Annotated in this window: 22 protein-coding genes and 4 pseudogenes; 10 read left to right on the forward strand and 16 right to left on the reverse strand. The window is 57.2% G+C overall.

The genetic code is table 11. The features are described 5' to 3' along the window. Position 1: 1 nt before the first annotated feature. Both ACYZT7_RS11495 and ACYZT7_RS11500 read right to left on the reverse strand, forming a co-directional pair. A complete protein-coding gene (locus tag ACYZT7_RS11495) occupies positions 2 to 724 on the reverse strand; it encodes a glycerophosphodiester phosphodiesterase (protein WP_461973187.1) in 723 nt (240 codons plus the stop codon). Positions 725 to 738: 14 nt separating this feature from the next. Continuing rightward, positions 739 to 1,320 carry a PilZ domain-containing protein gene (locus tag ACYZT7_RS11500; protein WP_462041104.1) on the reverse strand — a complete coding sequence of 194 codons (582 nt, stop codon included), beginning with the start codon at positions 1,318 to 1,320 and terminating at the stop codon, positions 739 to 741. 94 nt (positions 1,321 to 1,414) lie between these two features. Between ACYZT7_RS11500 and ACYZT7_RS11505 the strand changes: the two genes are divergently transcribed. The 3 genes from ACYZT7_RS11505 to ACYZT7_RS11515 all read left to right on the forward strand — a co-directional run bounded on the left by ACYZT7_RS11505 (position 1,415) and on the right by ACYZT7_RS11515 (position 4,667). Then, complete coding sequence (locus ACYZT7_RS11505; protein WP_449646010.1) at positions 1,415 to 2,665, forward strand: lipoprotein-releasing ABC transporter permease subunit; 1,251 nt, start codon at positions 1,415 to 1,417, stop codon at positions 2,663 to 2,665. Between the two features lie 7 nt (positions 2,666 to 2,672). Then, the gene (gene lolD / locus ACYZT7_RS11510) at positions 2,673 to 3,356 is read left to right on the forward strand and encodes a lipoprotein-releasing ABC transporter ATP-binding protein LolD (RefSeq protein ID WP_282377618.1); all 684 of its coding nucleotides are present in this window, start codon (positions 2,673 to 2,675) and stop codon (positions 3,354 to 3,356) included. A 66-nt stretch (positions 3,357 to 3,422) separates the two neighbouring features. Beyond that, positions 3,423 to 4,667 (forward strand): lipoprotein-releasing ABC transporter permease subunit, encoded by a 1,245-nt coding sequence (locus ACYZT7_RS11515; protein WP_462041105.1) that lies wholly within the window; start codon positions 3,423 to 3,425, stop codon positions 4,665 to 4,667. A 36-nt stretch (positions 4,668 to 4,703) separates the two neighbouring features. Here the strand turns inward: ACYZT7_RS11515 and ACYZT7_RS11520 are convergent, their stop codons facing one another. Beyond that, entirely contained in the window at positions 4,704 to 6,050 is a 1,347-nt protein-coding gene (locus tag ACYZT7_RS11520) for a heavy metal sensor histidine kinase (RefSeq protein ID WP_462041106.1), read from the reverse strand. After that, positions 6,050 to 6,730 (reverse strand): heavy metal response regulator transcription factor, encoded by a 681-nt coding sequence (locus ACYZT7_RS11525; protein WP_462041107.1) that lies wholly within the window; start codon positions 6,728 to 6,730, stop codon positions 6,050 to 6,052. Before ACYZT7_RS11525 ends, ACYZT7_RS11520 begins: the two co-directional genes overlap by 1 nt. A gap of 155 nt (positions 6,731 to 6,885) precedes the next feature. On the opposite strand from ACYZT7_RS11525, the pseudogene copI reads away from it, so the two are divergent. Then, positions 6,886 to 7,422, forward strand: a pseudogene (gene copI / locus ACYZT7_RS11530) (copper-resistant cuproprotein CopI). Positions 7,423 to 7,483: 61 nt separating this feature from the next. Continuing rightward, positions 7,484 to 8,314 carry an NADPH-dependent 7-cyano-7-deazaguanine reductase QueF gene (gene queF / locus ACYZT7_RS11535; RefSeq protein WP_462041108.1) on the forward strand — a complete coding sequence of 277 codons (831 nt, stop codon included), beginning with the start codon at positions 7,484 to 7,486 and terminating at the stop codon, positions 8,312 to 8,314. A gap of 172 nt (positions 8,315 to 8,486) precedes the next feature. Here the strand turns inward: queF and ACYZT7_RS11540 are convergent, their stop codons facing one another. Together ACYZT7_RS11540 and ACYZT7_RS11545 are read right to left on the reverse strand one after the other, a co-directional pair. Continuing rightward, positions 8,487 to 8,750, reverse strand: coding sequence for a DUF4404 family protein (locus ACYZT7_RS11540; protein ID WP_462041109.1), 264 nt, complete (start codon positions 8,748 to 8,750; stop codon positions 8,487 to 8,489). 110 nt (positions 8,751 to 8,860) lie between these two features. Continuing rightward, entirely contained in the window at positions 8,861 to 9,481 is a 621-nt protein-coding gene (locus ACYZT7_RS11545; protein ID WP_462041110.1) for an HAD family phosphatase, read from the reverse strand. 200 nt (positions 9,482 to 9,681) lie between these two features. Between ACYZT7_RS11545 and ACYZT7_RS11550 the strand changes: the two genes are divergently transcribed. From ACYZT7_RS11550 to rssC, 3 genes are all read left to right on the forward strand, one after another. Further along, complete coding sequence (locus tag ACYZT7_RS11550) at positions 9,682 to 10,371, forward strand: MlaA family lipoprotein (protein ID WP_462041111.1); 690 nt, start codon at positions 9,682 to 9,684, stop codon at positions 10,369 to 10,371. Between the two features lie 352 nt (positions 10,372 to 10,723). Continuing rightward, on the forward strand, positions 10,724 to 11,908 hold the full coding sequence (rssB, locus tag ACYZT7_RS11555; RefSeq protein ID WP_461964740.1) for a two-component system response regulator RssB: 1,185 nt from the start codon (positions 10,724 to 10,726) through the stop codon (positions 11,906 to 11,908). Next, positions 11,905 to 12,387 carry an anti-sigma factor antagonist RssC gene (gene rssC / locus ACYZT7_RS11560; protein ID WP_007935262.1) on the forward strand — a complete coding sequence of 161 codons (483 nt, stop codon included), beginning with the start codon at positions 11,905 to 11,907 and terminating at the stop codon, positions 12,385 to 12,387. Before rssB ends, rssC begins: the two co-directional genes overlap by 4 nt. A gap of 127 nt (positions 12,388 to 12,514) precedes the next feature. Here the strand turns inward: rssC and tal are convergent, their stop codons facing one another. The 9 genes and pseudogenes from tal to ACYZT7_RS11605 form a co-directional block, all read right to left on the reverse strand. Then, positions 12,515 to 13,441 carry a transaldolase gene (gene tal, locus ACYZT7_RS11565; protein WP_462041112.1) on the reverse strand — a complete coding sequence of 309 codons (927 nt, stop codon included), beginning with the start codon at positions 13,439 to 13,441 and terminating at the stop codon, positions 12,515 to 12,517. A 208-nt stretch (positions 13,442 to 13,649) separates the two neighbouring features. Continuing rightward, positions 13,650 to 13,961, reverse strand: coding sequence for a helix-turn-helix domain-containing protein (locus ACYZT7_RS11570; protein WP_033061895.1), 312 nt, complete (start codon positions 13,959 to 13,961; stop codon positions 13,650 to 13,652). Beyond that, entirely contained in the window at positions 13,948 to 14,268 is a 321-nt protein-coding gene (locus tag ACYZT7_RS11575) for a hypothetical protein (protein ID WP_008151354.1), read from the reverse strand. Before ACYZT7_RS11575 ends, ACYZT7_RS11570 begins: the two co-directional genes overlap by 14 nt. Positions 14,269 to 14,312: 44 nt before the next feature. Further along, positions 14,313 to 14,549, reverse strand: coding sequence for an AbrB/MazE/SpoVT family DNA-binding domain-containing protein (locus ACYZT7_RS11580; RefSeq protein ID WP_462041113.1), 237 nt, complete (start codon positions 14,547 to 14,549; stop codon positions 14,313 to 14,315). A 37-nt stretch (positions 14,550 to 14,586) separates the two neighbouring features. Next, on the reverse strand, positions 14,587 to 15,582 hold the full coding sequence (gene dusA, locus ACYZT7_RS11585) for a tRNA dihydrouridine(20/20a) synthase DusA (RefSeq protein WP_462041114.1): 996 nt from the start codon (positions 15,580 to 15,582) through the stop codon (positions 14,587 to 14,589). Between the two features lie 209 nt (positions 15,583 to 15,791). Then, positions 15,792 to 16,703 (reverse strand): hypothetical protein, encoded by a 912-nt coding sequence (locus ACYZT7_RS11590; protein WP_462041115.1) that lies wholly within the window; start codon positions 16,701 to 16,703, stop codon positions 15,792 to 15,794. A 565-nt stretch (positions 16,704 to 17,268) separates the two neighbouring features. Further along, a complete protein-coding gene (locus tag ACYZT7_RS11595; protein ID WP_462040127.1) occupies positions 17,269 to 18,246 on the reverse strand; it encodes an IS5 family transposase in 978 nt (325 codons plus the stop codon). Between the two features lie 24 nt (positions 18,247 to 18,270). Beyond that, positions 18,271 to 18,618, reverse strand: a pseudogene (locus tag ACYZT7_RS11600) (hypothetical protein); the annotation flags it as partial. Positions 18,619 to 18,700: 82 nt separating this feature from the next. Next, positions 18,701 to 19,402 (reverse strand): murein L,D-transpeptidase catalytic domain family protein, encoded by a 702-nt coding sequence (locus tag ACYZT7_RS11605; protein WP_462041116.1) that lies wholly within the window; start codon positions 19,400 to 19,402, stop codon positions 18,701 to 18,703. A gap of 81 nt (positions 19,403 to 19,483) precedes the next feature. Between ACYZT7_RS11605 and ACYZT7_RS11610 the strand changes: the two genes are divergently transcribed. Continuing rightward, on the forward strand, positions 19,484 to 21,235 hold the full coding sequence (locus ACYZT7_RS11610) for a L,D-transpeptidase family protein (protein WP_462041117.1): 1,752 nt from the start codon (positions 19,484 to 19,486) through the stop codon (positions 21,233 to 21,235). Between the two features lie 94 nt (positions 21,236 to 21,329). Here ACYZT7_RS11610 and ACYZT7_RS11615 read toward each other — a convergent pair. Next, a pseudogene (locus ACYZT7_RS11615) lies at positions 21,330 to 21,515 on the reverse strand (LysR substrate-binding domain-containing protein); the annotation flags it as partial. A gap of 51 nt (positions 21,516 to 21,566) precedes the next feature. On the opposite strand from ACYZT7_RS11615, the pseudogene ACYZT7_RS11620 reads away from it, so the two are divergent. Then, a pseudogene (locus ACYZT7_RS11620) lies at positions 21,567 to 21,885 on the forward strand (class II aldolase/adducin head domain-containing protein); the annotation flags it as partial. Positions 21,886 to 21,890: the final 5 nt, after the last annotated feature.

A 21,890-nucleotide genomic window follows, 5' to 3' on the forward strand; every position in this document is an offset into this window, starting at 1 on the left:
TTCAGCAATTCTCGAGCGTGGCGCTGGCCAAACCGGGAAAGTCTGTAATCAGGCTGTCAACGCCGAAGTCGGCGAGTCTGCGCATTAGCGCGGGCTCGTTGACTGTCCATACCGACACATGCAGCCCCTGACGCTGCGCCCTCTGCAGGCGTTCCGGCGTACACAGCGTCCAGTTCAGCGCCAGGATCTCACAGCCATAGCTTTGCGCGACCTTCAGCGGGTCGAGCCAGGCGTACTCGGCCACCAATCCGCGGGACACGTCCGGCACCAGGTCCAGCGCGGCTTTCAGCACTTCGCGAGAACTCGAGGTGATCGTGACTTTGTCGAGCAGGCCGAAACGCTGAGCCATTTCGCGAATCGCCAACACCGTCGTCGCGGCGCGGGTGCGTGAAGCGCTTTTGACTTCCAGCTGCCAGTGCTCGAAATCGCATTTCTCGAACAGTTCTTCCAGTGTTGGAATCGGGCAGGGCTTGATCCAGCCCGGGCCGCCCTTGCGCGCGTCGTAAGTCACCAGCTCGGCCGCCGTGTGCTCGACGACTTTGCCGCGACGGTCGGTGGTGCGCTTGAGCGTCGGGTCGTGGATGACCATCAGTTCACCGTCCATGGCCAGGTGCAAGTCCAGTTCGCAGCGGCGCACGCCGTGCTTGAGGCATTGCTGAAAGCTGGTCAGCGTGTTTTCCGGTGCTTCGCCCTTGGCGCCGCGATGGCCGTAGATGAGAGTCACGGTTCTTCCTTAAATTAAATGCTTGGTTCGTTTTGTTCGCGGGCCAGACGTCGTTCCTGGGCCTGCTTCTGCAATATGTAGCGGGCCAGCAATTGGCGCTGGGCATCGCTGGGATACTCGAACTCGGTACCGACGTCGTAGCCGTCGCCTTTGCGATCGCAATGGGTGACGCGAGCCCGCAACAAGAGTCCGAGGGCTTGCGGCATCAGCACCAGTTTGACCGACAGGCGTGCGTCCTCGGCAATCGGCGTCGGATGCTGAAACTCGATCCCGCCTTCGGAAATGATCACCGGCTGCGGCTCGCCGATTTGCCCGAGCACGGTGATTGCGATCACCTGGCTCAGCAAATCGATGCGTTTATTCTGGGATTTCAGGAACGCCGCGAGGTTCCGGTCGCGCTCACTGATTTGGCGCAACAAGTGCTGTGACTCGAATTCGCTCAGGTGCAGTTCGCTGAGCAAGTTGAACAGAGGGGAAGCATCCTGCAACACTTCCTGGCCTGCGGCTTCGGGAGCGGACAGGGGCCGAATTTCCAGTGCGATCGTGTCCTCGATACGGTAGTATTCGCGGCGATCTTCTTCATCTAATGTCGACATGGCGAACCCATGGTAGCGGCGGTGGTCTGAGTGTAAAGCTGGTTATCGACCCCCGCCACAAGGACGTTCCTTTTCCCTCCGAACAAGCCCCGACATGTTCAGACCTCTCTTCGTATTTATTGGCACGCGTTATACCCGTGCAAAGCGTCGCAATCATTTTGTGTCATTCATTTCCCTGACCTCGATGATCGGACTCGCCCTTGGCGTGGTCGTGATGATCGTTGTGCTGTCGGTCATGAACGGCTTCGATCATGAGATGCGCACCCGCGTGCTGGGCATGGTGCCCCACGCGACCATCGAGTCCGGTGAGCCGATCAGCGACTGGCAAAGCCTGGCCGCCAAGGTCAAGCAGAACCCGCAGGTGACGGCCGTGGCGCCGTTTACCCAGATGCAGGGTTTGCTGACCAACAACGGCAAAGTCTCCAAAGTCCTGCTCAATGCCATCGACCCCGCGCTGGAACGCCAGGTCTCGATCATTGATAACTTCATGCAGCAGGGCAAACTCGACGACCTGGCGCCGGGCAGTTTCGGCATCGTCATCGGCGACAAGGCGGCGGCCAAGCTTGGCGCTGCGGTCGGTGACAAGCTGACGTTTGTGGCACCTGAAGTCACCGTGACCCCGGCCGGGATGTTCCCGCGCATGAAACGCTTTACGGTGGTCGGCATCTTCCACGTCGGCGCCGGCGAGCTGGATGGCTACCTGGGCATCACCAATCTTCAGGATCTGGCCAAATTGCATCGTTGGAAACCGGATCAGGTCCAGGGCATTCGCCTGAAGTTCGATGACCTGTTCCAGGCGCCACGCGTCGCGTGGACTATCGCCCAGCAGCTCGGCGAAGACCATTTTTATGCCCGCGACTGGACGCGCAGCCACGGCAATCTGTATCAAGCGATCCGCATGGAAAAAGCCATGATCGGTTTGCTGTTGCTGCTGATCGTCGCCGTCGCTGCGTTCAACATTATTTCCACACTGGTGATGGTGGTGAACGACAAGAAGGGCGACATCGCGATTTTGCGCACCCTTGGATCCACGCCGGGGCAGATCATGGCGATCTTCATGGTCCAGGGTACGGTCATTGGTGTGATCGGTACGCTGATCGGCGCCGTGGTCGGGATCTTCGCCGCGCTGAACGTCAGCGCCGCGATCTCGGCCCTCGAAGGCCTGATCGGGCACAAGTTCCTGAACGCCGACGTGTACTTCATCGATTACCTGCCGTCGCAAGTGCAGAGCCAGGATGTGTTGATGGTCTGCGCCGCCGCGTTGGTCCTGAGTTTCCTCGCCACCCTGTATCCAGCCTGGCGTGCCGCGCGCACCCAGCCTGCGGAGGCGCTACGTTATGAGTGAGTCGGGCATGAGTGATAAAGCAATCTTGAGCTGCCGCAACCTGGGCAAATCCTACGAGGAAGGCCCGGAGTCGGTTGAGGTTCTGGCGGGTCTGCAACTGGAACTGCATCCGGGTGAGCGCGTGGCGATTATCGGCACCTCGGGTTCGGGCAAAAGTACGTTGCTCAATCTGCTGGGCGGCCTCGATACGCCGACCAAGGGCAGCGTCTGGCTCGACGGCGAAGAACTCTCGGCACTGAGCGAGAAGAACCGTGGCCTGCTGCGTAACCGTTCCCTCGGCTTCGTGTACCAGTTCCATCACTTGCTGCCCGAATTCACCGCACTGGAAAACGTCTGCATGCCGCTGCTGATCGGCAAAACCGCGATCCCCGAAGCACGTCAGCGTGCCACCGCGTTGCTGGAGCGGGTAGGGCTGGGCCATCGTCTGGAACACAAGCCTTCGGAGCTGTCCGGTGGCGAACGCCAGCGTGTGGCCATCGCCCGCGCCCTGGTGAACAAGCCAGGCCTGGTGATGCTCGACGAGCCGACCGGCAACCTCGACTCCCACACCGCCCAGGGCATTCAGGATTTGATGCTGGAACTCAGCACCTCGATGCGCACGGCGTTCCTGGTGGTGACTCACGACATGAACCTGGCTCGCCAGATGGATCGCGTCCTGCATTTGCAGGAAGGTTGCCTGACGCCCATCTGATTGGCCGAAACCCGGCGCAACTGAAATGTGCGTCGGGTCTTTTATTTTTATACGGTGCCCCAGCGAATGTTCAGACCGTTATCGATCTTTATCGGCACGCGCTATACCCGCGCCAAGCGCCGCAATCGCTTTGTTTCTTTCATCTCGATGACCTCGATGATCGGCCTCGCCCTGGGCGTGCTGGCGATGATCGTGGTGCTGTCGGTGATGAACGGCTTCCAGCGCGAAATGAGCTCGCGCATCCTCGGCATGGTGCCTCACGCGACGATCGTCGGCGTCAATCCGATCGATGATTGGCAGCCCGTCGCCGCTGCGGCCATGAAGAACCCTGAAGTGACGGCTGCTGTGCCGTTCACCGAGATGGAAGGCATGCTGTCCTACAAGGGGACGATGCAGCCGATCCAGGTCAGCGGCGTTGATCCGGCGCTGGAAGGCAAGGTATCGATCGTCGCCCAGCACATTGTTCAGGGCCGTCTCGATGCCTTGAAACCGGGTGAGTTCGGCGTGGTGGTCGGCGAGATCACGGCGCGCCGCTTCCGCTTGAACGTCGGCGACAAGATCACCCTGATCGTGCCGGAAATCAGCAACGCACCGGGCGGCATCACCCCGCGCATGCAGCGGTTGAACGTGGTCGGCGTGTTCAAGGTCGGCGCCGAACTGGACGGTTCCATGGCGCTGATCCACGTGGCCGATGCCGCGCAGATGCAGCACTGGGCGCCGAATCAGGTGCAGAGCGTGCGCCTGGCAGTGAAGGATTTGTACGCGGCGCCGAAGGTCTCCAGCGATATTGCTGGCGGGCTGGGCACCGCTTACAAGGCTGACGACTGGACCCACACTCAGGGCAGTCTGTTCAGCGCGATGAAAATGGAAAAAACCATGATCGGCCTGCTGTTGCTGATGATCGTCGCGGTGGCGGCGTTCAACATCATCGCAACCCTGATCATGGTGGTGAACGACAAGGGCGCGGACATCGCGATCCTGCGCACCATTGGTGCCACGCCGGGACAAATCATGGCGATCTTCATGGTCCAGGGCACGGTGATCGGGATTGTCGGCACCTTGATCGGCGGTGTGCTCGGCGTGATTGCGGCGCTGAATGTCAGTGAACTGGTGGGCTGGATGGAGCGGGTCAGTGGGCAGCACATCTTTAGTTCCGACGTGTACTTCGTCAGTAACTTGCCATCTGAACTGCAGGGCGGGGATGTGTTGTTGATCTGCTCGGCGGGTTTCATTCTGAGCTTCCTCGCCACCGTTTACCCGGCATGGCGTGCGGCGAAGATCGAGCCGGCTCACGCGTTGCGGTATTCGTAAGCCACCGGTGATCGTTCCCACTCTGCGTGGGAACGATCAGGTTCGCGGCAACTCAATCACAAACCGCGTCCACCCGTTATCCGATTCGCAACGAATCTGCCCGCCATGGGCACGGATGATTGACTGAGTAATCGCTAACCCCAACCCCGCATGTTCACTACTGCCTTCCTGGCGCGCCGGATCAGCCCGGTAGAAGCGATCGAACAAGCGCGGCAGCAACGCCCCGTCAATCCCGTCGCCACTGTTTTCAACAGTCAGACTCAACCCTTTGGCTTGCTCGACTATTCGCACCCGAACCTCGCCTTGGGCAGGCGTAAACCGCAACGCATTGTCCAGCAAATTGGAAAGCGCCCGACGCAACATGCTGCGATCGCCCTCTATGCGCGCACTACCTTCACGACTCAACCTGACCCGAGCGTCCTCCGCCAGCGGCGCAAAAAACTCCAGCAATAGGTCCGCTTCTTCCGCCAGCTCCAGCGGTTCGCGCTTGGGCATCAATAACCCGTGGTCAGCCTTGGCCAGGTACAACATGTCGTTGACCAGTTGCGCCATCCATTGCAGTTCTTCGAGGTTGCTGTGCAGTGCTTCGCGATAGTCCTCGATGGGGCGTGGGCGGGTGAGGGTGACCTGGGTGTGGGTCAGCAGGTTCGACAACGGCGTGCGCAGTTCATGGGCGATGTCGGCGGAGAAGGCCGAGAGCCGTTGAAAAGAGTCGTCAAGACGTCCGAGCATGGCGTTGAAGTTGTGGGCCATTTCCGCGAGTTCTGGCGGCATGTTTTCTACTGGCAGCCGTGCATTGAGTGATTGCGCTGAAACACCGCTCGCCACTGCACTCATGCGCCGCAATGGCCGCAATCCGCTGCGCGCTGCCCACGCACCGAGCAGTGCCGTGGCCAGTGCTGACAAACCGACGGTCAGCCAGATCAGGTGTTGCATGCGTTGCAGAAAGTGCTGGTGATGGGTGATGTCCAGCAGCAAGGTCAACTGCGGCGATTCGGGTTTGTCGAGGTAAAGCGGAGCGTTGAGGACGCGGTAATCAGTACCGTTGTTGCTCACCGTGGACAAACCCGGTTGGGCCGGCAATGCCAGGGGCAGGCGCGTTGAACTGTCATACCAGCGCTTGCCGTCGCTGCCGGTGATCCGCAGTGAAAGATCAGCCTGTCGGCTCAATTCATCGGCCAGTTTGATTTCGCTTTCACTCGACTGAATGTCATGAAGTGCCCGGCGCAGACCAATCAACTTGCCGTCGAGCAACTGCTGATCGAGCTCAACGAAATGCGCTTCACTGGCCCGGCTGAACAACACCCCGGCGAATAATGAAACTACGGCGGTGCACGCCGCAAACAGCAGCGCCAGACGGCTGCTTAACGAAAGTCGACGCATCAGGCGGGGCGCTCTTCAAGGACGTAACCCATGCCACGTACGGTGTGGATCAACTTGTTGGGGAATTCATCGTCGATCTTCAGGCGCAAACGACGGATCGCCACTTCGATGACATTAGTGTCACTGTCGAAATTCATGTCCCAGACCTGGGAAGCGATCAGTGACTTGGGCAGGACTTCGCCTTGCCTGCGCATGAGCATTTCCAGCAGGGCGAATTCCTTGGCCGTCAGGTCGATGCGCTGACCGCTGCGCTCAACCCGGTGGCGGATCAGGTCAAGGCGCAAGTCCGCCAGTTGCAGGCTGGTTTCCTGAGGTGTGGCGCTACCGCGGCGCAACAGGCTGCGGACCCGGGCCAGCAGTTCGGAGAAGGCGAAAGGTTTGACCAGGTAATCGTCGGCGCCCAGTTCGAGGCCGTGAACCCTGTCCTCCACCGCGTCTCGCGCTGTAAGAAACAGGACCGGTGTGTCGAGGCCGGCACCGCGCACCGCTTGCAGAATCTGCCAGCCATCGCGACCGGGCAGCATCACATCGAGAATCAACAGGGCGTAATCGCCCGTCAGCGCCAGTTGCTGGCCGGTGCTGCCGTCCGCCACCAGTTCAGTATTGAAACCGGCCTCGGTCAGGCCCTGGCGCAGGTAGTGGCCAGTTTTCGGTTGGTCTTCGACAATCAGCAGTTTCATGGGCGACTCGGGGCGAATGGAACGAATGCTTTATACCGTGGGCGGCGTGAATACAGGCCAACCTGACAAAGTTGTAATCTGGCTGTCAGGTTGCGGGCAGTCGCTGCAGCTTAGAGTTTTCCACAGGCTGAACCTTACCTTGTTGGAGTATGACTATGTTTTTGCGCAAATCCCTGGTGCGGGCTGCCTGTTTGCTGGCGCTGAGCTCGCCGGCGTGGGCTTCCCCTGCGCAGACCTATGACTTCGGTCAACCGGCCCCGGCGACCAAGGCGACTCGTAGCGTTGAAGTCGTCATGGGTGACATGTCGTTCACTCCCAAGGCGATTGATATCAAGGCCGGTGAGACGGTTCGTTTTGTGCTGGTGAATAAAGGCCAGTTGTTGCACGAATTCAAACTCGGTGACGCGGCGATGCATGCCAGGCATCAGCAGGAAATGATGAAGATGCAGCAGGGCGGCATGCTCACGCCTACAGGCATTGCGGATATGGACTACGGTTCAATGGCCGGTACGGAGCACTCATCTCAAGGGCATGGCATGAAACACGACGACCCTAACAGCGTGCTCGTCGAGCCGGGCAAAACAACCTAGCTGACCTGGACCTTCAGCAAGGCGACCAACCTGGAATTTGCCTGCAACATCCCCGGTCGTTACCAGGCCGGGATGGTCGGCAAGTTGACTGTCAGTCAGTAAGCACTCAAAGGAGGGAGCAAAGACTGGTAGAATCCGCTGATTCTTCAGTCAGGTTTCCGCCATGCATCCCGCAGCCGAACACTCGCCGCTGGGCAAATCCAGCGAATACATCGCCATCTACACACCGTCGTTGCTGTTCCCGATCCCGCGCACCGCGAAATGGGCCGAACTGGGCCTGACGGCTGAAACCCTGCCCTACAAAGGCGTGGATTTCTGGAACTGCTTCGAATTGTCGTGGCTATTGCCGTCGGGCAAGCCTGTGGTGGCCATTGGCGAATTCAGCATCCCGGCGGATTCACCGAATATCATCGAGTCGAAGTCGTTCAAGCTGTATCTCAACTCCCTGAACCAGACGCCGTTTGCCGACACTGCAAGCCTTGAATCGACGCTGGTCAAAGACCTGTCGGCCGCGGCCGGTAAACCGGTCGGCGTGCGGATTCGCAAGCTCAGGGACGTCGAGGCCGAAGGCGTTGTGGCGTTACCGGGTGTGTGCATTGATGATCTGGATATCAGCGTCAGCAACTATGAGCAACCGCGTCCGGAACTGCTGCGTTGCGATGAATCGCGCATTGTGGAGGAGAGCGTGCACAGTCATTTGCTCAAATCCAACTGCCCGGTCACCAGTCAGCCGGACTGGGGCAGCGTGGCGGTGGAATACCGTGGCGCGGCGCTGGATCACGCGAGTTTGCTGGAATACATCGTGAGCTTCCGTCAGCACTCCGACTTCCACGAGCAGTGCGTGGAGCGGATTTTCCTCGACCTGCAACGGTTGCTGAAACCGGAGAAATTGACGGTGTATGCGCGGTATGTGCGGCGCGGTGGGTTGGACATCAACCCGTATCGCAGTACCGAAGAAGCGCAGCTACCGAACCATCGCCTGGTCCGCCAGTAAAGAACCAATGTGGGAGCGAGCCTGCTCGCGAAGAGTCCGTCACATTCAACATCCATGATGACTGACACTCCGCTTTCGCAAGCAAGCTCGCTCCCACAGGGATTGCATTGCAAATCCCGGATATGAAAAAGCCCCGCTATCACTAGCGGGGCTTTTTGCGTATTCGGCGGGTTCAGATTCCCATGTTGCCCAGCGCTTGCACGATGTTGCGCAAGGTGCCGGCAAGGGTCGGGTGTTCTATTTCGAAGCGCTCGACGGCCAGGTTCACATTGTCGGAGAGGCTGGAGTCCTGGGTTTTTGTTTCGAGCTCAAGTTCCAGTTCGATCTGTTGCATCAGCGCGTGCAGTTCTTCGCGCTCGGCGTCGGTCAGCGGTGGATTTTGTTCCAATTGCTCGCGCAGAGTATTGAGCTGTTGTTGCAGTTCGCGGGCAGGCATGGCGTTCTTCCTTTTATCGATAGGCACTGGCATAGACCGCAGCAGCACGCCAAAGGTCTATGGCTTGACCTTTAGATTAATCCACTCGCGCGCAACCTGCATGATCTCGATCAGGGCTTTTCGCCCTTGAGTCGGCGCAGGCTGATATCTGCCAGGCAAGTGTCAAGTTCACCAAGGTGATCAATCACCGAATGCACACCCAGACCGAACAGTTGCACCGTTGCCTTGCCGCGTTTGAATTCCCGTTCCTGCTGAGTCAGCGCCTGCCAGTCGTTGGGTGCCAGGCCGCAGAGTGAGCCGCAGGACGCCAGCCCAATCGTCCACAACCCGGCATTGAGCCCCGCTTGCAGCAATCGCGGTTCGCCGCTGACCAGCACGCAACCCTCCAGTCGTTCGACATTCAACGTCATCAAGGCTTGCCAGCAGGCGTGCGGTGCCGGCCATGGATTGTTTGTTTCTGGGTGTTGCGAGGGTTTGATCCATGAAGGCAATGCGACGGCCAGGGAATGGCTGAGGGCAGGGGGGAGCTCGTCGAGCCAGGCACAGGGAATCTGCTGATGCTGCAAGCTGCGCAGGCTATCCAGCGCACCGGGCGTGGCTTCGGCGTGCACGGCAGAGTGGCTGCTTTGCGTGCGCGTGCGTGCGCCGAAATCCACCAGGCAACCACTGAGGCCAAACAGGACGGCGGTCAGGCTGGGCGCAATGTGGGGCAATGCTTCGGCATGCGGCATATCTACGTCCCTGAAATAGCCTCAAGGCTAGGGGGCGACGGTGACAGTTGAGTGACACTGATGTGAATCGCTCACAATCATCGCGAATGATCTGAAGGCTGCCTCGCACGGTGCTGCCTTAAGCGGCTTTTCCGTCTTATACTAGCCAGCTTTACGCTTGGGCCATGCGCCCGCACCAGTACAATCCAAGGAGTTTTTCTATGCGCTGGAGCAATCATCTAGCTCAGCTTTGTGTGTTTGCCAGCGTACTGCTGGTTCCGTTCGTTGCCCAGGCAGCCTCGGAAGACGACCCTTGGGAAAGCATCAACCGCCCGATCTACACGTTCAACGACGTAGTCGATACCTATGCACTGAAGCCTTTGGCGCAAGGCTATCAGTTCGTGACGCCACAGTTTCTCGAAGACGGCATTCACAACATGTTCCGCAACGTCGGTGATGTCACCAACCTTGCCAACAACATCTTGCAGGCCAAACCCGCCGCCGCTGGCGTCGACACTGCACGCATGATCTTCAACACCACGTTCGGCCTGCTGGGCTTCATCGACGTGGGCACCAAAATGGGCCTGCAACGCAGTGACGAAGACTTCGGCCAGACACTCGGCTACTGGGGTGTGGGCAGCGGCCCGTACGTGATGTTGCCGTTGTTGGGGCCAAGCACGCTACGTGACGCGCCGTCCAAGTATGTCGACGGCTACACCGGCCCGTACCCGTACATCCACGACGTGCCCGTGCGTAACTCGATCTTCGGTCTGAACATTGTCGATACCCGCGCCAGCCTGCTGTCGGCCGAGAAGCTGATCAGCGGCGACAAGTACACCTTCATCCGCAATGCGTATTTGCAGAATCGCGAATTCAAAGTCAAAGACGGCCAGGTCGAAGACGATTTTTGATCTCGACCGGTAAAACCGAGAAGGCGGCCAGTTGGCCGCCTTCTTTCGTTGAGCCTCCGGGACCGGTTTGACGCAGGGGTTTGAACCTTCCATTACGTTACGGTTTTGCCTGTTCTTATAACTCCCGGTGATTTGAAATGGAAAGACGTCAAGCGACCATCGGCGTGAGCTTGAAACGCCCCGCGGATGGGAGTACCGTCTGCGCCTTAGAAGGGCACCTCTGGTGTACCTGTGTGTAGGGCAAACGCTCGAAAACAGTGCAGTAGAGAGGCTAGAAAGCGAATCCAGTAGTGTGAGCCGGGACAAAGCCCCTGCCTGCTACGCCAACCTAATTCTGGCGCCGTTTGCCCACATGCCAAAAACCAGTGCCACGCTGCTGATAATCGATGATGACGAAGTAGTGCGCGCGAGCCTCGCGGCCTACTTGGAAGACAGTGGTTTCAGTGTCCTGCAGGCCAGCAATGGCCAGCAGGGTCTTCAGGTATTCGAGCAAAACAAGCCCGACTTGGTCATCTGCGATCTGCGTATGCCGCAGATGGGCGGGCTCGAACTTATTCGCCAGGTCACCGGGCTGTCGCCACAAACCCCGGTAATCGTGGTTTCGGGTGCCGGCGTGATGAACGACGCGGTCGAGGCCCTGCGCCTGGGCGCGGCGGACTACCTGATCAAGCCTCTCGAAGATCTTGCCGTGCTCGAGCACTCTGTGCGCCGGGCCCTGGATCGTGCGCGCCTGCTGCTGGAAAACCAGCGCTACCGCGAGAAGCTGGAAAAGGCCAACCGCGAACTCGCCGCCAGCCTGAACCTGCTCCAGGAAGACCAGAACGCCGGTCGCCAGGTGCAGATGAACATGCTGCCGGTCAGTCCCTGGACCATCGACGAGTTCCAGTTTGCTCACCAGATCATCCCGTCGCTGTACCTGTCGGGTGATTTCGTTGACTACTTTCGGGTCGACGAGCGTCGGGTAGCCTTCTACCTGGCGGACGTTTCCGGTCATGGCGCCTCTTCCGCCTTCGTTACCGTGCTGCTGAAGTTCATGACCACGCGCTTGCTGTTCGAGTCCAAGCGCAGCGGCACATTGCCGGAATTCAAGCCTTCAGAGGTCCTTGGTCATATCAACCGAGGCCTGATCAGTTGTAAGCTGGGTAAACACGTCACAATGGTCGGTGGAGTCATCGACGAGGAGACAGGTTTGTTGACCTATAGCATCGGTGGTCATTTGCCGTTGCCTGTGTTGTACACGCCAGACAGTGTTCGTTATCTGGAAGGGCGTGGTCTGCCGGTGGGCCTCTTTAATGAAGCCACCTACGAAGACCACGTACTGGAGCTGCCGCCGACATTCAGCCTGACGCTGATGTCTGATGGCATCCTGGACCTTTTGCCAGAACCTACACTCAAAGAAAAAGAAGCGGCTTTGCCTCAACGGGTCAAGGCAGCGGGCGGCAGCCTGGATGGTCTGCGGCAGGTTTTTGGATTGGCCACGCTAGGGGAGATGCCGGATGATATCGCCCTGTTGGTGTTGAGCAGGAATCTTCAATGAGTACCGGTAGAATCCAGTTCGCCGAGCAGGATGGCACCTTCGTCCTGAAGTTCGTCGGTGAAGTTCGCCTGACCCTGTGTTCGGCGTTGGATGCGACTATTGAGCGGATCTTCACGGCGTTGAACTTCAATGCGATCGTGATCGACCTGACCGAAACCCGCAGCATCGACAGCACTACGTTGGGCCTGCTGGCCAAATTGTCGATCCTGTCGCGGCAAAAGGTCGGCTTGCTGCCGACCGTCGTCACCACCCACGAAGACATCACCCGTCTGCTGCAGTCCATGGGCTTCGAGCAGGTGTTCAACATCGTTGACCGCCCGATCCCGTGCCCCGAGTGCCTGACCGACCTGCCAGACCAGGATCAGTCCGAAGAAGTGGTGCGGATCAAAGTGCTCGAAGCACACAAGATCCTCATGGGCCTCAACGACTCCAATCGTGAAGCATTCCATGATCTGGTTAACGCCCTCGAGCGTCACTGATCTCTGTGGCGAGGGAGCTTGTCGGAACGCCGCACCGTCCCGTTGGGCTGCGAAGCAGCCCCAAATTCAAAGCATAAAAAAGGGCGAACCTTGAGGGTTCGCCCTTTTTGCGTTTGCTCTTACTGGATCAGAGCTTGGCTTGTAGCAGTGCTTCGAGTTTTTCCTGATCCCGAGCAAACTGACGAATACCCTCAGCCAGTTTCTCGGTCGCCATCGCGTCCTCGTTGGACAACCAACGGAACTGCGCTTCATTCAGGCTCAAACGTGCTTCACCGGCATGGCCCGGCGCCAATTTGCGTTCCAGCTTGCCGGTATCCGCCGCCAGCTTATCAATCAAATCCGGGCTGATGGTCAGACGGTCACAACCCGCCAGCTGCTCGATCTGATTCAGGTTGCGGAAGCTTGCGCCCATGACCACAGTCTTGTAGTCATTGGCCTTGTAGTAGTTGTAGATGCGCGTCACCGACTGCACGCCCGGATCATCCGCGCCGGTGTAGTCGTTGCCGTTGGCCTTCTTGTACCAGTCGTAGATACGACCCACGAACGGCGAAATCAGGAACACCCCTGCATCAGCACACGCCGCAGCCTGAGCGAACGAGAACAGCAACGTCAGGTTGGTCTGGATGCCTTCCTTTTCCAGCGTCTCGGCGGCACGGATGCCTTCCCAAGTGGAAGCGATCTTGATCAGCACGCGGTCACGGCCAATGCCGGCCTTGTCGTACAGGTCGATCAGACGGTGGGCACGCTTCAATACGGCGTCAGTGTCGAACGACAGGCGCGCATCCACTTCGGTGGAAATACGGCCAGGGATCACCTTCAGGATTTCTTGCCCTACCGCAACGCCAAAACGGTCGCTGGCCAGGCCAACATCGCCCTTGCAGTCGCTGACACATGCGTTCAGCAACTCGGCATAACCGGGAATGGCCGCTGCTTTAAGCAGCAGGGAAGGGTTGGTGGTAGCGTCCACCGGTTTAACGCGAGCGATAGCTTCGAAGTCGCCGGTGTCGGCAACCACGGTGGTCAGTTGTTTGAGTTGTTCCAGCTTGGAAGTCATGGGCGTGCTCTGTCCTATGGGTCTAATGACATTACCCGAGCGCTGACAGCCACTCAAGGGTGCGTGTACGTATCGATGGCCCCAGCGGCAACAACCGGAAAACGGCTGTTTGAAAGGCGGGGCGCGGTGTCGGTAAATACGATGCCAAATCAGACCACAGGTTCAACCTGGGTGACCGTTAGCGCCCAGAAGGTCCACAGTCATGACTTCAGTTCGCCAATACATCTCGGAAAACGTCTGGGCGAATAGCGGCGATATGAAGGAGCGATCGTGCAGCCCCAGAAGGGGACCGTCGTCCTTGTTCCCACTCCTGCAGAGTGCGTACGGAAACGCCCAGCAGCTCCGCAAACTTCGGTTGCGATAGACCGGTTTTGCTTCGGGCCTCTGCAGCCTCTGTTACTTCAACTTTGTGAACGTCGCCGTGTAGGCCGGCTTTGACTTCAAGAATCGACGCCAACAGTTCTTCGCCAATATTGCGTTTGGCATCCCGTTCCATCAGTTCTTTTTCAGTTAGGGGCATGATTCAGCTCCTTTGCGATTTTGCGCAGTATATGCGCGGGGATGTTCTCTGTGGCGCCTTTGCCGTAGATCAGCAATGTGACCAAGGCGCCGCTGGCAAGTTGCGCGATGTAGATAATTCTAACCGCACCACTTTTACCGCGACCATCCATGCTCCAGCGCACTTTTCGGCATCCCTCCGAGCCGGGGATCACTGCGCCTGCGTCCGGATTGTTCGCCAGATAGGACATGAACGCACCACGTTCTTCTTCAGTCCAGTAATCCGGCCAGAGTTTTGTAAATATCTTGGATTCAATGATTGTCAGCATGGTTGCGATCATACGTCTTTGACGTAGTGACTGACAATTGGAGGCTAATTGCCTTTTATTAGATCCGGCGACGGGTTCGGGCTCATAACTCTTGTCGTCTTGGACCGCTTGCAGATAAGACCTTTGAGCGCATGAGCCGAGCCCGTCTTGGCGAAAAATTCAACGCTGCCGTCTCGCAACGTTACAAATTCGACGTGATCACCTGCGGCCAACCCGAGCGAGGTGCGAACCTGCGCCGGAATGGTAATTCGTCCTTGCGTCGTTAGCCTCGCAGTTGCCATCAATGACACTCCATTAACGTAGCTAGGGATTTTCCGGTTACCGCCCCTCCAACAACTCCGCCGCCTGATCCAACAACACCAAAGGCTCTTTAGCCTTATGAATATCCACCGACAACAACTGCCGAAACTTGCGCGCCCCCGGAAACCCGGTGCCCAGCCCCAGCACATGCCGAGTGATGTGGTGCATCGAGCCGCCCGCATCGATGTGCGCCGCTATATAAGGCCGCAACTGCGCCAGCGCCTCGGCCCGGCTGATCACCGGCGCCGTGCTGCCGAACAGTTGCTGATCCACTTCAGCCATCACATAAGGATTGTGATACGCCTCACGCCCCAGCATCACACCGTCGAACGTCTGCAAATGCTCGTGACAGGCTTCCAGCGTCTTGATCCCGCCGTTGAGAATAATCTCCAGCTCCGGAAAATCCGTCTTCAACCGCGCCGCCACGTCATAGCGCAGGGGCGGAATATCGCGGTTCTCCTTCGGCGACAACCCCTCCAGAATTGCAATCCGCGCATGCACCGTAAAACTCGTGCACCCGGCATCCCGAACCGTGCCGACGAAATCACACAACTCCTCGTAACTGTCCCGCCCATTAATCCCGATCCGATGCTTCACCGTCACCGGAATCGACACCGCATCGCGCATCGCCTTCACACAATCGGCCACCAACTGCGGATGCCCCATCAGGCACGCACCGATCATATTGTTCTGCACCCGATCACTCGGGCAGCCGACATTCAGATTCACCTCGTCGTAACCATGCTCCTGCGCCATCCGCGCGCACATCGCCAGATCCAGCGGCATGCTGCCGCCGAGTTGCAGGGCGAGCGGGTGCTCGGCTTCGTTGTGACGCAAGAAACGATCGTGGTCGCCGTTGAGGAGCGCGCCGGTGGTGACCATCTCTGTGTAGAGGAGCGCGTGCTTGGAGAGCAAGCGCAGGAAGAAACGGCAATGGCGATCGGTCCAATCCATCATCGGGGCGACGGAGAAGCGGCGGGAGAGCGGGGCGGGTGTGGCGGTGATTGGGGGCATTGGCGGTTCTGAGATGGGTGGGGCTGGGAGGTGGGGAGAGTTTATCAGGATTGGGGTTGTGGGGCTTAGGCGAGTCTTGCTGCAATTGTTCAGGGCATCTGAGCTATCGCCTGGAGGAAATCGACTGGATAGCTACGAGTAAATAAATCGGTCCCCATTTCTTCAGTTGCCTAGAAGTTAATAAGATGTACATTTCTCTTGGGTGATAATTACCTTGTCGGACTCTGAATATTGGTTTCCACTCTTCCATCTTCCCAGATTGAAAATTCAACCGGTCCAGTGAACGGGATTTTTAACTTCAGATGAGACAAATCTAACGGGCGCAATATCAGTTCGGCGTTAGTTAGTGCGCGCATTTCTGGATGGCTCTTAAAGTATTCATCCATTTTCTCAAATGTCGATTTATTGTTCGCATCTATCAAGCGAATGTAGAAACCAATATGCATATAGTTTTCCTCTGTTGTGAGGAAGGCAGTAATTAGACCGTCATTGCTATGGATCACTGCAGCATTGCAACTGTACTCGAGCAGCTTTAAAGATTGTGGCCAGTATTTATGAATCTCAGCAATGGCTCGATTTTTAATTTCCGTACCCCAGATTGTGATCCAACCCTCAACTAGTCTTTCCCAAATTGGGGGTTTGGTAGGATGAGGAACTCCTTGCCAGTAATTTTTGGCGCATTCCAACCATTCACTCGTTAGCTTTCCAGATTCGTCCATGATATCCATTATCCAGTTAGCATCCAATCTGCACGATTTGTTGGCAGAGACGCCTACATCAGTCATAAAGTGATCTTGGAAGTGCTCACCCCATTCTCCGCCACACCACAACCTAGAAATACTATCTATATCATCAAAAACAAAAACTCCTCTTAATCTAGAAACATGGTCTGGGAAAAAATTAGTCCGGACACACTCGATAGCCATCTCGCTTTTTAGACGCTCTTCAGAGTGGCCTCTCATCATATTAGCCATGGATAAAGATAGTGCTGACTCGCTTTCGCCTGCACCTAAACAGTCCACGGAGCAATAAGCGCCTCTTGCTGTATTCCAAGCGACCAATGGCTGATCTAAATCTAAATATACAAACCCTTGGAAATCCTGCCGTCCATATAAATTCATTTCGATTCAATCTTCCGATAATTGTTTTAGTGATATTTGTGTTGCTTGTTTCTATCCAGTGTTACCGGTACCAGTCGCTCCAAAGCTACTTGTCAAGAAGGGCTGCAATCGCCCCATAGCTGCCGGTCAGCAGCGGCAGCAAACGGCCCAGAGTGTGTAAAAACGCTTAGTCAAAATTGAAGTCTGCGCTTCTATGTGAAATCTGAAATTTATCGGCTGGTTGGCAGACCTGGATTTTGCGTAGATGCGTGATTTTCAGCTCTGATTTGGGCGCCAATCTCGCTGAAAAACGTTTTTACACACTCTGGGCCAGAATCGGTCGTTAAATCAAGCTGCCCCCCTTGTCTATATCAAAGAAAAGAAAGAAAAGGGGAGAAAGAAAAGGGGACGGATTTGAATGGCACTTACTTAACATGTTTAGGGAAGGTCTGAAGTACCCACCGATTTTTCATACCCTCGCTACTTGAGGCTCAAAAATCATAAGTCGGTCGAAAATCAGACCTTTCTTGCCCTTAATTCATGGTTCTTTCCTCGGATCGCGCTGTTTCAGGGCGATCAGCCTGCATTACAGACGCACCTCGCCCATACCCATCAACCGTTTTCGCACCATCCACAAGTTCGACAAAGCGAACAACGTTGTCTGCTGCGCGATGTTTTTCGACAAACCACGAAAGCGCACTTTCGTATAACCAAACTGGCGCTTGATCACGCGAAACGGATGCTCAACCTTGGCCCGCACCTGCGCTTTCGCGTATTCGATCTTGCGTCGCATGCGCCCGATCAGACTCTTTTTTTCGTGCTTTTTATAGCTGCTTGGCCGGGCGGCAATCGACCAGATCATCTTGCGATCCTGATGCTCGGGACGTTTGTCCACGCCGGTGAAACCGGCGTCGCCACACACGTAAGTTTCCTCACCGTGCAGCAACTGATCGACCTGCGTCACGTCCGCCACATTGGCCGCAGTGCCCACCAGGCTATGCACCAAGCCGGATTCGGCATCGACGCCGATGTGCGCTTTCATACCAAAAAAATACTGATTCCCTTTCTTGGTTTGGTGCATTTCGGGATCGCGTTTACTGTCCTTGTTCTTGGTCGAACTCGGCGCGTGAATGATCGTCGCATCGACCACCGTGCCGTGACGCAACAGCAGGCCCCGGTCGCCCAGATAGCCATTGATGACCTGCAAAATCCCGCCTGCCAACTCATGTTTTTCCAATAAACGGCGGAAGTTGAGGATCGTGGTTTCATCGGGAATCCGATCCAAATTCAAGCCCGCGAACTGGCGCAGAATCGTCGTTTCATATAGTGATTCTTCCATCGCCGGATCGCTGTAGCCGAACCAGTTCTGCATCAAATGAACGCGCAACATGGCCATCAACGGATACGCCGGACGGCCCCCTTCGCCCTTTGGATAATGCGGCTCGATCAAAGTAACCAAGCCCTTCCAGGGCACGACCTGATCCATCTCGATCAGGAAGCGCTCGCGGCGGGTCTGCTTACGTTTGCCGGCGTACTCGGCATCGGCGAAGGACATCTGTTTCATCGGGACTCAACCATCGTGTTCGTGTCAGGCGGGTATTTCACCAGATTTGGAAGTCTTCTTCAGAGTTTCCTTAGCATGCCCATTTTTCCTGACATCTGCCCTTGCTGACCGACGTGATTTGGTCAGCAAGGGGTAGGCTTGAGGTCTTCGTTTTATGGCTCGCGGCTCGATACGACCAGGTCGGTTTCCAACGCGCCTTTGAGCAATCAGCGTCAATAAATTTGACAGGCCATCCTCTTCTTCAGGGCTGCCATATTGTCGCAGCGCCAGCCATAGCTGAAGGCTGTGTTTGAAGCTCAGTTCGCGAGGTAAGCAGTCAGCTAATAGAGCCGATTGTGCCATGAGCATTCGGATCAGATTGTGTGCCAACAGCCCCGATTCCCGGCCAGGGTGTTTCTTGATAAGGGGGCGTAACGTTACGAAGAAGGGCGGCCGGATAGGTTGCCCTTTTTTATCAGATCTTATTCGGCCCGGACGCTTCCGCTACAGTGCCGCTGCCGCAATTGATATACGAAGAAGACTTCAACCAACGCTGATCCGGGTAATACGAAAACAGCAATTGCCCATCCTTCATCGAATCAATCAGCCGATGAGCAATCGCCGGCCGCACGGCAGGGCAGCCCAAGCTTCTGCCAATCCGTCCATTCGCACGGGCGAGCACCGGGCTGACATAAGGTGCACCATGAATAACGATTGCCCGGTCAAACGCGTTGTCATTGAAACCCGGTTCCAGGCCTTCCATGCGCAACGAATAGCCGTTCTGTCCGACATAGCTCTGCTGGGTGCGGTACAAGCCGATACTGGTGGCAAAGCTTTCATTCTGGTTGGAGAAGTTGACCGCCATGTTCTCGCCACTGTTGCGTCCGTGGGCGACCAGTTCATGAAACAGCAACTTGCGCTTCTTTAAATCGAACACCCACAACCGTTGTTCGGTCGAAGGGAGGGAATAGTCGATGACGGCGAGTCTTTGGACAGGTGCTTTGCCTTGAGCAATGCTGCACTGGGATGCGCGTACGGCCAGTCCAATCACCTTGGCGTTTGCATTGGGGGCCGCTTTGATGAGGGCGGCCGCGAGCGAATCGGCGTAGGCTGACGGTACTGACGTTATCGTCAGCAGCAGTGCCGTGAGTAGGAGGCCGAAGCGTTCTGGCGCCATATAGATGTCTCATCATGATAGTTTCGAGTCTAGCAGTGTGTGGAAAGCTAGCCGTTGAATGCGGGAGATTAAGGATTATCCATGGGGCAGTTAACAAGGTTATTCGTCATAAGCCGCGTTTTTTTTATGGGCTTTCTGATCAGCGGTGCTGCGATCGCCGAAACTTCGCCGATTGAGTCGACAATTGCGCCGAGCACCGTTATGGAAGCCGCAGCGGACGATAATGTCGCTCAGGCGATTCAGGCCACGCTTGCTCCACTGAAAACCGCGTTTCCACCGTTGCTCACTTCACCGCGCCATCGGCGAGTGGATGTCAGCCGCCTGGTGATGGATTTTTATACGCATCGCGCCTATCGCGCGGCCTGGTCGAATGACAGCGACGTCGGCCAGTTAATTAAAAGCCTGAATGACACCCAGGCCGACGGTTTGAACCCGGCGGATTTCCATATCGATGAGCTGGTCAGGTCTCAGTCATCGATGCAGACCTCGTCGGCCACGCCCGAGCAACGGGCAGCCTTTGATATGGCGACGACTCATACCTTCATCACTGCATTGATGCAATTGCGGCGGGGCAAGGTCGATCCTTCTCGGCTCGACATCCACTGGAATTTCGACCCGTCGGGCGTCGATCCCCGCGACGACGTCAATAACTTCTTCGCCGCACTCGACAACCATGATGTCGCCCGTGCCTTTGCTCAAGCGCCGCCCCAGGAAGCGGTTTACGTCGGCTTGCGTCAAGCCTTGGCGCAACTGCGCAAGGTTCGGGACATGGACGGCTGGCAGAAGGTTGCTGAAGGTCATTCCCTCAAGCCTGGCATGGACGAACCCGCTGTCGCGCAGTTGCGGGCGAGGTTGGCCGCAGGCGGTTTTCTGGACCCTCGACTTACGCGCGGGACGAACTACGACGCCGCCGTCACCGCCGCAGTGAAAAAGTATCAAATCGAGCAATATCTTGGGGCGGATGGTATGGCGGGCGCAGCGACGCTGGCGGCGCTGAATGTGTCCGTTGATGCGCGCATCGATCAGGTGCGGGTGAACATGGAGCGGGCGCGTTGGCTGCTTTACAAACTTCAGGGCACGTTCGTCATCGTGGATATCGCCGGGTACAAGGTTGCGATGTATCGCGACGGTCACCCGATCTGGCGTTCTCGGGTTCAGGTCGGTAAACCGGTACGCAATACACCGGTATTCCAGGCCGAGATTTCTTACATCACGTTCAATCCGACCTGGACCGTGCCGCCGACGATCCTCAAGCAGGATGTGTTGCCAAAAGTTCAGAACGATCCAGGTTACCTGGCCGCCAACCAGATTCGCGTGCTTGATAGAGAAGGTAATGTGCTCGATCCGTCGACCGTCGACTGGAGCAATCCGCGCGGCCTCACCCTGCGTCAGGACGCCGGACCTGACAGCTCGCTCGGTCAGGTGGTGATCCGGTTTCCCAACGACTATGCGATTTACCTCCACGACACACCGCATCGCGAGTTGTTTGCCAAAACTGTCCGCGCCACCAGTTCGGGCTGCATTCGGGTAGAGAACCCGCTGCAACTCGTGGAGCTGTTGTTCAATGACCCGGTCCGCTGGAATAGCGAAGGCATTCAAAAGCAACTGGCTAACGGCAAGACCGAGAACATCCGGCTTCCGGTGAAAGTGCCGGTGTTGCTGGCGTACTGGACGGTGGATTTGGGCAGTGATGGTCGGGTGGCGTTCAAGCCTGATGTGTATGGATACGATGCGCCGGTGTTGCGCGCATTGAATCGGCCTTCGCAAATGCCTGTGCTGGATTTACACACATCGGCGGGTTCGGTGGTGGCGGCGGGGCCGAGTCAGCAATAGGGGATCAGGCTTGATTAAGTAAGTCTGTCCCCTATACGGCAGCAGCCCGAACTGTTTTCACAGGCCATGCGCATCAGTCAGCGGGTTGCACTCCTTCCGGCCAGGCTGCCCAGCACGGCCCGCTGTCCGGTTCGCGGTTGACCAATGCAATGTCGAGGGCGCCGGTGCTCAGTTTCTGCTTGAGATCGGTGCTCATGCCGCTGATGGTTTCCAGACGCGCTTGCGGTCTGGCGCGGTTGAAACCGGCGAGGATCAGCGCCAGGCGCCGGGCATCGAAATCTGGATTCGGAGGTTGCCATCACCGCTTGCACGGAATTGGCAGCGTGTTCTGAATCTGCTGGTCTGCGACTTTCACGGCAACGTCGTGGCCGGCGAAGGGCAGCCGGAAGCGACCGCGTTCTACATCCACGCTCGACGTCGCCGGGCCCACCATCGCCGAGGCGTGGGACGATCTGTATTACCTTGAACGTGCCGCCCAAGTGCAGTTGATGGCGATGGCGACCCAACGCGAACTCAAGCCGGTGCCCCATGAGATTGCGCAGCGGGCGTACGAGCAAATGCGCCTGGGGGATGCAGAAAGTGCCCAGGCACATTTGCAGAGTGCGATGCGGCGGCTATCCAAAGGACATTTGCCCGTTACCCCCCCGTAGACTAA

The organism is Pseudomonas sp. RT4P38 (assembly GCF_054897765.1).

What these genes read in the sequence shown, in the direction of transcription:
- ACYZT7_RS11520 (WP_462041106.1), bottom strand. Translation starts at nt 6,050, where the DNA reads ATGCGTCGACTTTCGTTAAGCAGCCGTCTGGCGCTGCTGTTTGCGGCG.
- ACYZT7_RS11575 (WP_008151354.1), bottom strand. Translation starts at nt 14,268, where the DNA reads ATGCTGACAATCATTGAATCCAAGATATTTACAAAACTCTGGCCGGAT.
- ACYZT7_RS11500 (WP_462041104.1), bottom strand. Translation starts at nt 1,320, where the DNA reads ATGTCGACATTAGATGAAGAAGATCGCCGCGAATACTACCGTATCGAG.
- ACYZT7_RS11545 (WP_462041110.1), bottom strand. Translation starts at nt 9,481, where the DNA reads ATGCCGCATGCCGAAGCATTGCCCCACATTGCGCCCAGCCTGACCGCC.
- ACYZT7_RS11525 (WP_462041107.1), bottom strand. Translation starts at nt 6,730, where the DNA reads ATGAAACTGCTGATTGTCGAAGACCAACCGAAAACTGGCCACTACCTG.
- ACYZT7_RS11595 (WP_462040127.1), bottom strand. Translation starts at nt 18,246, where the DNA reads ATGAAACAGATGTCCTTCGCCGATGCCGAGTACGCCGGCAAACGTAAG.
- ACYZT7_RS11610 (WP_462041117.1), top strand. Translation starts at nt 19,484, where the DNA reads ATGGGGCAGTTAACAAGGTTATTCGTCATAAGCCGCGTTTTTTTTATG.
- tal (WP_462041112.1), bottom strand. Translation starts at nt 13,441, where the DNA reads ATGACTTCCAAGCTGGAACAACTCAAACAACTGACCACCGTGGTTGCC.
- rssB (WP_461964740.1), top strand. Translation starts at nt 10,724, where the DNA reads ATGCCAAAAACCAGTGCCACGCTGCTGATAATCGATGATGACGAAGTA.
- ACYZT7_RS11515 (WP_462041105.1), top strand. Translation starts at nt 3,423, where the DNA reads ATGTTCAGACCGTTATCGATCTTTATCGGCACGCGCTATACCCGCGCC.
- ACYZT7_RS11540 (WP_462041109.1), bottom strand. Translation starts at nt 8,750, where the DNA reads ATGCCTGCCCGCGAACTGCAACAACAGCTCAATACTCTGCGCGAGCAA.
- lolD (WP_282377618.1), top strand. Translation starts at nt 2,673, where the DNA reads ATGAGTGATAAAGCAATCTTGAGCTGCCGCAACCTGGGCAAATCCTAC.
- ACYZT7_RS11605 (WP_462041116.1), bottom strand. Translation starts at nt 19,402, where the DNA reads ATGGCGCCAGAACGCTTCGGCCTCCTACTCACGGCACTGCTGCTGACG.
- rssC (WP_007935262.1), top strand. Translation starts at nt 11,905, where the DNA reads ATGAGTACCGGTAGAATCCAGTTCGCCGAGCAGGATGGCACCTTCGTC.
- ACYZT7_RS11590 (WP_462041115.1), bottom strand. Translation starts at nt 16,703, where the DNA reads ATGAATTTATATGGACGGCAGGATTTCCAAGGGTTTGTATATTTAGAT.
- dusA (WP_462041114.1), bottom strand. Translation starts at nt 15,582, where the DNA reads ATGCCCCCAATCACCGCCACACCCGCCCCGCTCTCCCGCCGCTTCTCC.
- ACYZT7_RS11570 (WP_033061895.1), bottom strand. Translation starts at nt 13,961, where the DNA reads ATGCCCCTAACTGAAAAAGAACTGATGGAACGGGATGCCAAACGCAAT.
- queF (WP_462041108.1), top strand. Translation starts at nt 7,484, where the DNA reads ATGCATCCCGCAGCCGAACACTCGCCGCTGGGCAAATCCAGCGAATAC.
- ACYZT7_RS11580 (WP_462041113.1), bottom strand. Translation starts at nt 14,549, where the DNA reads ATGGCAACTGCGAGGCTAACGACGCAAGGACGAATTACCATTCCGGCG.
- ACYZT7_RS11550 (WP_462041111.1), top strand. Translation starts at nt 9,682, where the DNA reads ATGCGCTGGAGCAATCATCTAGCTCAGCTTTGTGTGTTTGCCAGCGTA.
- ACYZT7_RS11505 (WP_449646010.1), top strand. Translation starts at nt 1,415, where the DNA reads ATGTTCAGACCTCTCTTCGTATTTATTGGCACGCGTTATACCCGTGCA.